The sequence below is a fragment of the uncultured Lactobacillus sp. genome (genome assembly GCF_902491705.1).
Lineage (GTDB): Bacteria > Bacillota > Bacilli > Lactobacillales > Lactobacillaceae > Lactobacillus.
Map to the genome: position 1 here is coordinate 21729 of NZ_CABUIW010000023.1, position 9633 is coordinate 31361.

9 protein-coding genes and 1 pseudogene are annotated in these 9633 nt (G+C 36.7%); 6 read left to right on the forward strand and 4 right to left on the reverse strand.

Annotated elements, in window-relative coordinates; translation table 11 throughout:
- Positions 1 to 47 precede the first annotated feature (47 nt).
- Complete coding sequence (locus tag RDN22_RS05910; protein WP_308556757.1) at positions 48 to 1391, reverse strand: threonine/serine exporter family protein; 1344 nt, start codon at positions 1389 to 1391, stop codon at positions 48 to 50.
- 188 nt (positions 1392 to 1579) lie between these two features.
- Between RDN22_RS05910 and RDN22_RS05915 the strand changes: the two genes are divergently transcribed.
- Together RDN22_RS05915 and RDN22_RS05920 are read left to right on the forward strand one after the other, a co-directional pair.
- A complete protein-coding gene (locus RDN22_RS05915) occupies positions 1580 to 2518 on the forward strand; it encodes a sugar-binding domain-containing protein (protein ID WP_308556758.1) in 939 nt (312 codons plus the stop codon).
- Positions 2519 to 2535: 17 nt separating this feature from the next.
- Positions 2536 to 2865, forward strand: a complete 330-nt coding sequence (locus RDN22_RS05920; protein ID WP_308556759.1) for a transporter — start codon at positions 2536 to 2538, stop codon at positions 2863 to 2865.
- A gap of 45 nt (positions 2866 to 2910) precedes the next feature.
- On the opposite strand, the gene RDN22_RS05925 is transcribed toward RDN22_RS05920, so the two are convergent.
- From RDN22_RS05925 to pplA, 3 genes and pseudogenes are all read right to left on the reverse strand, one after another.
- Entirely contained in the window at positions 2911 to 3291 is a 381-nt protein-coding gene (locus RDN22_RS05925) for a DUF1828 domain-containing protein (protein WP_308556760.1), read from the reverse strand.
- An 8-nt stretch (positions 3292 to 3299) separates the two neighbouring features.
- Positions 3300 to 4376, reverse strand: a complete 1077-nt coding sequence (locus RDN22_RS05930; protein ID WP_308556761.1) for an FAD:protein FMN transferase — start codon at positions 4374 to 4376, stop codon at positions 3300 to 3302.
- Positions 4377 to 4445: 69 nt separating this feature from the next.
- Positions 4446 to 5362, reverse strand: a pseudogene (gene pplA / locus RDN22_RS05935) (extracellular electron transfer flavoprotein PplA).
- A gap of 265 nt (positions 5363 to 5627) precedes the next feature.
- Between pplA and RDN22_RS05940 the strand changes: the two are divergent.
- The 4 genes from RDN22_RS05940 to RDN22_RS05955 all read left to right on the forward strand — a co-directional run bounded on the left by RDN22_RS05940 (position 5628) and on the right by RDN22_RS05955 (position 9541).
- The gene (locus RDN22_RS05940) at positions 5628 to 7526 is read left to right on the forward strand and encodes an NAD(P)/FAD-dependent oxidoreductase (protein WP_308556762.1); all 1899 of its coding nucleotides are present in this window, start codon (positions 5628 to 5630) and stop codon (positions 7524 to 7526) included.
- Between the two features lie 78 nt (positions 7527 to 7604).
- Entirely contained in the window at positions 7605 to 7883 is a 279-nt protein-coding gene (locus tag RDN22_RS05945) for a NusG domain II-containing protein (protein WP_308556763.1), read from the forward strand.
- A gap of 116 nt (positions 7884 to 7999) precedes the next feature.
- Positions 8000 to 8548 carry a Gx transporter family protein gene (locus tag RDN22_RS05950; protein WP_308556764.1) on the forward strand — a complete coding sequence of 183 codons (549 nt, stop codon included), beginning with the start codon at positions 8000 to 8002 and terminating at the stop codon, positions 8546 to 8548.
- A 3-nt stretch (positions 8549 to 8551) separates the two neighbouring features.
- Complete coding sequence (locus tag RDN22_RS05955) at positions 8552 to 9541, forward strand: polyprenyl synthetase family protein (RefSeq protein WP_308556765.1); 990 nt, start codon at positions 8552 to 8554, stop codon at positions 9539 to 9541.
- Positions 9542 to 9633 lie beyond the last annotated feature (92 nt).

Here is a 9633-nt window from a genome sequence, read left to right on the forward strand (position 1 = left end):
TTCCTCTATTTAAAAAAAGACGAGCCACATGGTTCGTCATTAGTTTATTAATCTGCATGTCTCCACTTCTTGTCAGTCAAGATACGAGCAGCAAGAAGTCCCAAAGGCAAAGCAATTACGATCATCAATGCTTCAGTAATCCAGAAGGCACCAATATTGATGTTGGTAATACCAAAATTGAAAACTGCACGATACATGTAAAGGCCTGGAACCATAATTACGATTGATGGAACCGTAATAGCAATTCTAGGGAAACCAACTTTTTGTCGTACAATACTTGCCAAAAGTCCGGCAAGAAGTGCGCCAATAAATGCAGCTAAAGCTGGTGCCATGTGAGAATAGTCAACTAGACTTAAACGAAGTGTATTCGCCATCGCACCAATAATTGCTGCTGTTGCTGCCATATCCGGACGACTATTAAACATAATTGAGAAGCCGAATACCCCGCAGAAGCTGGCAATCAAGCGCAAGAATGTTAATAGACCTGGATCAAGATTTAACTTAAGCATTGAACCTGGATGAAGGTTTAACATTGTAGCTACTGCCCAACCAGCCATTGTCGCAATTGTAATAACCAAAATCGCATAGGTTAGTCGTTCAAGCCCTGAACGCATATCTAGCTTGGACATGTCGAGTCCTGATGTAATAAATGGAAATCCTGGAATCACAAATAGCATAGCTCCAATATAACCATAGGCATGGTGGTGATCTAAATGAAATAGCAAAGTTCCTACATGGAAGCAGGCAAAGTAAACGATACATGCTACCGCTACAGCTACGGCAATCTTGGCTACCAAAGTAATTTTACGCTTACCCATAACTGAACGAACGTAGTTACCGACTCCTGCGCCAAAGAAGGCACAGATAACTTCTGGCAAGCCGCCACCTAATAAGAAAATGAATCCGGCACAGGCAAGACCTGAACTTAAACCAGCAGTTACGGAAGAATAAGCTGATTTTTGATTTTCAATTTCACGCAGGCGTTTATGAATTTGACCAATCGTCCAGCGGCCATCGCCAGCTTCAAATTGACGCACGAATTTTTCCAATTCATTTAACTTGGCCATATTTACGCCAGTTGCTGGCAAAGATAAAGTTTGTGAATATGATTCATTATCAACATCAAAGCAAGTATATTCAATCGATACTAATCCAATATCAGTTGAACAAGTAATGCCGAGAGTTCTAGCGATTGTATCCATTGAATCTCGCACACGCCATGCTCCTGTACCACAATTCAAAAGCATAATGCCGACTCTACCTACAATCGAAGCTTTTTCAACTAAAGTAGCATCTTGAGCAATGGTATCATCATCACTCTTGAAGAATTCCTCCCACATTATCTTCATATGATGCTTTTCAGATAAATGATGTTCTTGTCCCTTTTCCATTGATATAATTACTTTCCTTCATCCTCAATTTTTAGTAAAATTATAGCTCTTATATTCTACCACAGGATTTTTATCAAGCAGCGAACGAAATTTAACATTTTTTCAAATTAGTACTCCTTTTTTATTAGTTTAAATTTATAATAACTTTTAGAGAATTTGATAACTAGATATAAAAGGAAGAAATAAAAGTGGCACAATTATCAGATGAACAATTAGCCAATATTGCTCATGACTTTTACTTAAGCAAATTAAACATTGGCGAAATTTCACAGAAATACAATTTATCACGCTACTTAATTACTAAGGCCTTAGAAGATGCCGAAATGCGTGGGATTGTTAAAATCAAAATTATGCAAGGCGTTAAACGTAACCAGTTATTAGAACGCGAATTTCAAAAGAGATTTGGGTTAAAAGAAGTTTTCATTTTGCATAGCTATGAAGACCAGGATGGCGACGGTGAAGCAGTCACTGACTTTGCATCTAAGCAAATTGAAAACTATCTGCAAAAAACTAAGATTGCTGGTGTCAGCTGGGGTTCAACAATACATGGCGTAATCAATGACTTTGCAGAAGAGACCTTACCTAACCTTTACTTCGTTCAACTTCTAGGTCAATCAATCAATACTACTCGCCGCAAGAATCCTTTAGCACAAGAAGCCGCAGAAAGTTTGCATGCACACAGCCTAAGCTTACCTTCGCCGCTATACGTCGTTGATCCTAAGATCGTTCCTATTCTCAAGACAGAGCCATATTTCAAAATAATCGAGAATTGCTACCACAACCTTGATTTACTCTTTACAGGATTAGGAACTTTTGATGCTTTCAGAACAAACCAATTTTTAATGAAAAATTATGGCCCTAAATTATTAAAAGACATCCCACAAGATAAAATTGCTGGTATGATTATGGGACGGCCTTATGATATCGACGGTCACTTTTTCCCATCTATTGAAAAGCACATTTGTGGCATTTCAATAAAGGATATTATGAAGACGCCAATTCGCTTCTGCGTTGTCCAAAATCGTTTTAAGTCAAAAGCATTGCTTGGGGCTCTTCGTAGCGGCATCATTACTCATTTAGTAACTAACGATGCAATTGCTGAACGCGTATTGCAATATCAAGAATAATTTTTTGGAGGAGAAAAATGAAAAAAACTAAATTTGATCTATGGATCGGAGGCATTAATTTATTCAACTGCCTCTTGTTTATCGCTTCATGGTTTGCCATTTTTGGAGCAGATTTTACTACTAGAGCAGCAATGTTCTATTACCTATTTGCCTGGTGCGGCGTAATTATTAACGCAATCGCTGTTGTGCAAACTCACAATTTAAAAATTTCAATAGTTGGACCAATATTGGGAGTTATCGGCAATGCACTTTATGGCTTCACCGCTGTTCTTGCACTGCCAGCAGTAATCATCAATATTATTTCTGCTTTCTTCATTTTCATGCAACACGACAATAAGAAAAAATAGAATAGAAAAAAATCCCTAAACTATCAAAAAGTTTAGGGATATTTTTTAGCCTAAATATGAAATTGCTACTTGCAATTGAGCTAGCTTCATCGCAGCTTGAGCAACATTTTCACGATCAACATCAACATAGATTTCAAAATGATCGTCATCAAATTGATAACCAGAGCCTAATGCGATTTCTCTAGCTGTATCATTTAATTCTTCATCTTCATCATTTGGATCAAGCTTGAATAAAATGCGGCCGCCATCGCTAACGCGGCAATGATCTTCGGCTTCTTCTACCCAGACATATACCGTATCACCATAAGCATCGATCATCATTGTTGCAATCTGCATTGTGTGATCATCTACCCAAACAACCTGGGTATTTTCAGTTACATAATCACCAATTTCTCTACTCAGCTTTTTGGTTTCTTCTTGCTTCATTTTTTACCTCAATTTAACTTAGCTAACTTATAGCCTGAATCTTTGAACAGTTTAAATTTATTCTTTAATCCACTAGTGATATAGACCTTTTTATCCTTAGTGATAAAAATTGCGTCTGTATCTTTCTTGTGCTCAATATACTGATAACCTTTTTTAAGGCCTTTATCAAAAGTAGCTGTTGAAAGTGCATCCCCATCAACAGAATTCTTAGTCACAATTGAAACACCCATCAAATTATTTTGGAAAGGATAACCAGTTTTAGGATCCATCAAATGACTGTAGACAGTCTTTCCTACCTTCAAGTAACGTTCATAGATACCTGATGTAACGATCGTCTTATTCATTTCTGGAATAGAGCCAATTGCTGTACCGCGACTCTTCCTAGGATCTTGAATCCCGACTGTCCAATTACTGTGGTTAGTAGGTGATGGACCTAATACATATACATTACCACCTAAATCGATAATTGCACTTGTAACGCCATCTTTAACCAAAACTTTTTTCACTTGGTCGGTAATATAACCTTTAGCAATGCCGCCTAAATCAAGCTTCATATTTTTCTTAGTTAAATAAACGGTACGCTTAGCATCATTAAATTTAACATTGTGATAGTTAACTAATGGCAAACGCTCATCAATTTGCTTTTGCGTTGGCTTATGCGCATCAGGAAAACCAATTCGCCACAAACTAGTAATTGGCCCAATCGCCATATCAAAGGATTCATCAGAGTTTTGACTGTAGTAATATGCCTTTTTACATAAGTCATATACGTCTTTAGAAACTTTTACTGGCTTTTTACCAGCTTGGGCGTTAATCTTGTCAACTTCACTGCCTTTTTGGTTAACAGTGATTTCATCAGCTAATTTTTTAATACGATTAAAGCCATCATCTAAAGCTGCACTTTTGTTTTTATTATAGATTTTGATCGTACAAACAGTTCCCATTAAAAACTGCGTGTCTTCAGTTGGTTTAGTGGTTAAATTGGTTGTACTTTTATTTTGCGTTTTACTTTTGGTGCTGCATCCTGAAACTACAGTTAACAACATTATTAAGAGTAAAAATACAATAGGTAATTTTCTTTTCAATTCTAATTCTCCAATAAAAAAAGAGTAGTTTTTATACTACTCTTTTATAATCATCTTCATACAAATAAATTATTCTTTGTAGAGAATGTTGTCAACCTTAATAGTCTTAGTGTTACCCTTTTGAGCAGCATTCAACAATTGTGATACATAAGTAATGAAGTCGTTTGAAGATTCAGTAGCACCTGATACTACTTGTACCTTTTCCATATCACCATCATTGTCTAAGAATTCTTTTCTTAACTTCTTGATGTATTCCTTAGGACCAACCTTTGAGTACTTCTTCATTTGCTTTTCGTATGAAGCGTTTTGAGTCTTTGATTGACCCTTCTTGTTTACTTGGTCGTATTTAAGATCTTACCGTTCTTAATAGTCAAAGTGTAAACTTGGTGGTAGCCGTGGTCATAGTTCAAAGTTTCAAGCTTGTAAGTACCATCCTTGTACTTAGCGTTGTTGTTAATATGGATAGTTGCAGTGTCACCCTTTTGAGCTGCTTGAACTAATTGACTAGCATAGTTTCTCATGCTGTCACTTGAACTAGTAGCACCTGATACTACTTGAATGCCGTTTACGTTAGCACCATTAGCCTTAAATTCTTTGCTCAAAGTAGCAATATATTCTTTAGGACCAACTTTTGAGTACTTCTTCATTTGCTTTTCGTATGAAGCATCTTGGGTCTTTGATTTACCATCTTTATTTACTTGGTCATAAGTTGCGTCAGTAACCTTGCCCCCCTTAACAGTCATTGACATCTTAACCTTGTAGCCATGGTCGTAATTGTCTTCAACTAACTTGTAAGTGCCATCCTTTAATTTAGCACCAGCAATTTGCTTACCAACTTTTTGCTTTTTAACAACCTTAGTAGTCTTTGGCTTGCTTGAAGATGATGACTTGCTTGATGAATTACTTGCAGTAGTTGAACATGCAGTTAACATCAATGCAGATAAGGTAACCACAGAAATTTCATAAATAATCTTTTTAGCTTTCATAAATAAACCCTCTATCTATATATACAAACTTAGTATCTATGTGTATTCTATCACAAATATTATTATAAGTTTTATCTTTTTGTATTAATTAAAATCGGCTAAATTTGAGTTTTAATAACGCTTTATTAAAAATTTAATGAAATATATTGCTTATAATTTCTTCTATTATGTGAAAAATAGCACTTTATCATATAGCTTTTTATTGTATAATTAGTTTGTATCTTGATTACAAAGTACATTTTTTCATATTAGAGGGGTGGAAATAATGACCCAAACCAACATCGTGGTTATAGGTGGTGGATTTGGTGGCTTGTATACCACTAAACACTTAGCAAAAAAACTCAAGAAAAATAAGGATGTCAAAATCACTTTAATTGACAAGCACCCTTATATGACAATGATGACTTCTCTGCATGAAGTTGCCGCAGATCGTGTTGAACCTAATGCACTTAAATACGATTTACAAAGACTATTTTCACGTAGAAAGCACGTTGATGTAGTTACTGATGAAGTTACCAAGATTGACCAAAAGACTAAGAAAGTTATTGGTAAAAATGGTGAGTATCCTTATGACTATGCAATTTTAGCAATTGGTTCTCAACCTAATGACTTTGGTACTCCTGGCGTTAAAGAACACGGCTTTACACTTGGCAGCTTAGATGATGCCGAAAAGTTGCGCAACCACATCGACTTGATGGTTCACTTAGGTTCACAAGAGCGTGATCCTGAAAGAAGAAAGCAATTCTTGAACTTCGTCATCGTTGGTACTGGTTTTACTGGTACTGAAATGGCTGGTGAACTTAATTCATGGAGACCAGAATTAGCTAAACGCTACAACTTACAACCTGACGAAATTAAGATCACTATGATGGAAATGGCACCAACTGTCATGAATATGCTTGATCGTGCTGATGCTAATAAGGCTGAAAAATACCTTACTAAACATGGTGTAGACATCAAGGTTAACACTGGTGTAGTTGGCGTTCACACAGATCACATTGATTTAAAGAGTGGCGACACCTTCCCTACTAGAACTTTGATTTGGACAGCTGGTGTTAAAGCCGTTGATTCCGCAAAAGACTTCGGCTTTGAAACTGCTAGAGCTGGCAGAATTGTTGTTAACCAATACTCACAATTGCCAGATGATCCACACGTATACGTTATCGGTGACGTAGCTATGTACGATGAAAATGGTTCAGGTCGAGGCGAACCACAAGTCGTTCAAGGTGCTGAATCTGCTGGTAAATGTGCATACAAAAACATTTTGGCTCAAATCAAGGGTGGCGAGCCTACCAAGTTCAAGGGTACCTACTCTGGATTCATGGTTTCACTTGGACCTAGCTGGGGTGTTGCTTCATTAGTTAACACATTCCACTTAAGTGGTTTCTTCGCTATTTTGATGAAAGACTTAGTAGACATGCTCTACTTCATCGAAATCTATTCTGGTTACTACTTGTTCCACTACATTATGAACGAATGGTTCAGAATTAAGCGTCCAACTCTTTGGCGTGGTAACCTTAATCGCTACGGTAACGTCCTTTGGACTGTTCCACTTAGAATTTTCTTAGGAATGATGTGGCTAGTTGATTGCTGGTACAAGGTTCAAGGATCTGGTTCTTGGTTTAGCAACAAGCTTCAATTACACTTCCCATGGCTTGCTCAAGCCGCAACTAGTGGTGCCACTTCTAAAGCTGCTGCTACGACTGCAGCTAGTGGTAAAGCCGCTGCCGCAAGTGCTAACGCAGTTCAATTCTCACTTAACTATGACTATGGTCACTCACCAATGGCTGTCTTCAACCAAATGCCAAGCTGGGTTCAATCATTAACTAAAGCAGTTATCCCGGATAAAGCCGCTGCCTTAAACGCACAAAAGATTATGACAGTAGTCGAAATTTTATTAGGCGTGCTTTTAGTAATTGGTTTATGTACATTCCTTGCTGGTGGTATGAGTGCCGCATTTATCGCTATCTTCTGTTTGTCAGGCATGAACTACTGGGTTAACGTTTGGATGTTCTTCGCTGCAATCGCAGTAATGAATGGTTCCGGTAGATCATTTGGTCTTGACATGTGGTTCGTCCCATGGCTTGAAAAGAAACTTGGTAAAGCAAGATATGGGGTCTTGCGGCCGATATATTATGTCGACAAAAATGGCGTAAAGAATTAAAATATTATCAGTTAGTAAAAAGGTCCTATAGTTTGATGCTATAAGACCTTTTTAATTGATATAGTGAGGTTAGCCAGCATGCGAAAAATAAAATTTGGAGATATTTTCATTGCTATCTTATTGCTGGCACTTAGTTTTATCCCCTTCTTCTTTTTAAAAACGCATCAGCAAACACACAATGAAGAAATTGCAATTGTGAAGGTTAATAATAAAACCGTTAAAAAGCTTAATCTCAACCAAAATACTGTTTGGACTTACGACAAAAATGGACAAAGAAATGTTTTGGAAGTTCGCAATAAAAAAGTCCATATGGTTGAAGCTAATTGCAGAGATCAAGTTTGCGTTAAAGAAGGCTGAAAAAACAAACCAGGACAGACTATCGTTTGTTTGCCACATAAATTCTTAGTAGAAATTAAGACTACTGGTAAGCATGCGAATAGTAATAATGACTTTGATCATACGCTGGTAAATCCATGATGAAATCAAAACAAACATTACAACAAACAATTTTTTTAGGCATCTTATGTGCTGAAGGCATAATTTTAGGCATTATTGAACAAAGTTTGCCTCCAATTTTTGCCTTTGCCCCTGGTGCCAAGATTGGCCTAACTAATATCATTACGATGATTGCGCTGCTTATCATGCCGTTTAGTGACTGCTTACTACTGACATTTTTACGTGTTACTCTAACGGCTCTGATTTCAGGCACCGTTTCAACTTTTATCTATGCCTTCAGCGGAGCATTTTTAAGTTTGATATTCATGAAGATGTTCATGATCTTTTATCCTAAATTTCTTAGTATAACCGGGATTTCCATTGTCGGCGGTGTCATTCATAATCTAGGTCAGCTTTTAATAGCTGCTTTTATTGCACAAAGCTGGTACATTATGCTTTACCTTCCCCTCTTAACAATTATGGGAATTTTGGCAGGTATCTTAGTCGGCGCTACTAGTACATACTTGATGCATTACATTAATGCACTATCCTTTATCAAGGAAAAATTATTTATTACTGAAAGGTAATTTATGGTCAACGAAGCAAAATTTTGGCAAGATATGCCAGAAGTTCAACAACAGTTAAATAAAATAGATCCAATTATTCAAGATAATTTATCTTCTGTTAAAGGAAAATTAGGCGATGCATTACGCTATGCTTTTTCTGCTAGCGGTAAGAAATTGCGTCCAGCCTTTGTACTTGAATTTGGTCAACTGCAAAAGCCGGCGAAAAACGACAGACTATTAAAAATCGCCGCCTCAGTTGAAGTATTGCATAATGCCACTTTAATCCACGATGATATTATTGATGAGTCACCTAACCGACATGGTCGAGAATCCATTCAAGCTAAATATGGCAAACAAATTGCTGTTTATGCTGGAGATTTTCTCTTTGCCCTTTCACTGCGACTTCTTAGCAATAACACTTCTAAGATCACTAATTTGCGCCTTAACGGTACGGCAATGCAAAATATTTTAGCTGGTGAAACCGAGCAATTCGGCAATGAGTATAATTTGCAAATAACTAAAAAAGAATATTTGGAACAAATTAAAGGCAAAACTGCTATTCTCTTTGGCTACTCCTGCTTTATCGGTGCACTAGAAGGCGGATTAAAAAAATCGGTAGCCAATCAAGCTAAAAAAATTGGTGAAGCTGTGGGTATGGCCTTTCAATTAAAAGATGATATCTTAGACTATACGTCTGAAAGCTCGGTACTAAATAAGCCGGTATTAGCTGATGTCGTAAACGGTGTTTATACAGGGCCACTAATTTTTGCACTAGAAAAAGACCAAGATCATCAATTGCATGACTTAGTTAAAAAGGGCAAGAAATTGACTACTGCAGATTTAAGAAAAATTGACCGTCTGGTCAAAAATAATGGCGGAATTAGGGATGCAGAAGCACTTGCGACTGATTATACTAATAATGCATTAAACCTCTTAGAAGAGCATTTTCAGCAGTATCCAAATAGTAAAATCATCAAGCAAATGATCAATAAATTATTAAAACGTCAATATTAAAAAAAGCTGCTAAAGCACAGTAAATATGAAGTGAGACCCAAAAGTTAGACACTTTTGGGTCTTTTATTATGACTAAATTTAATAAAGAACAA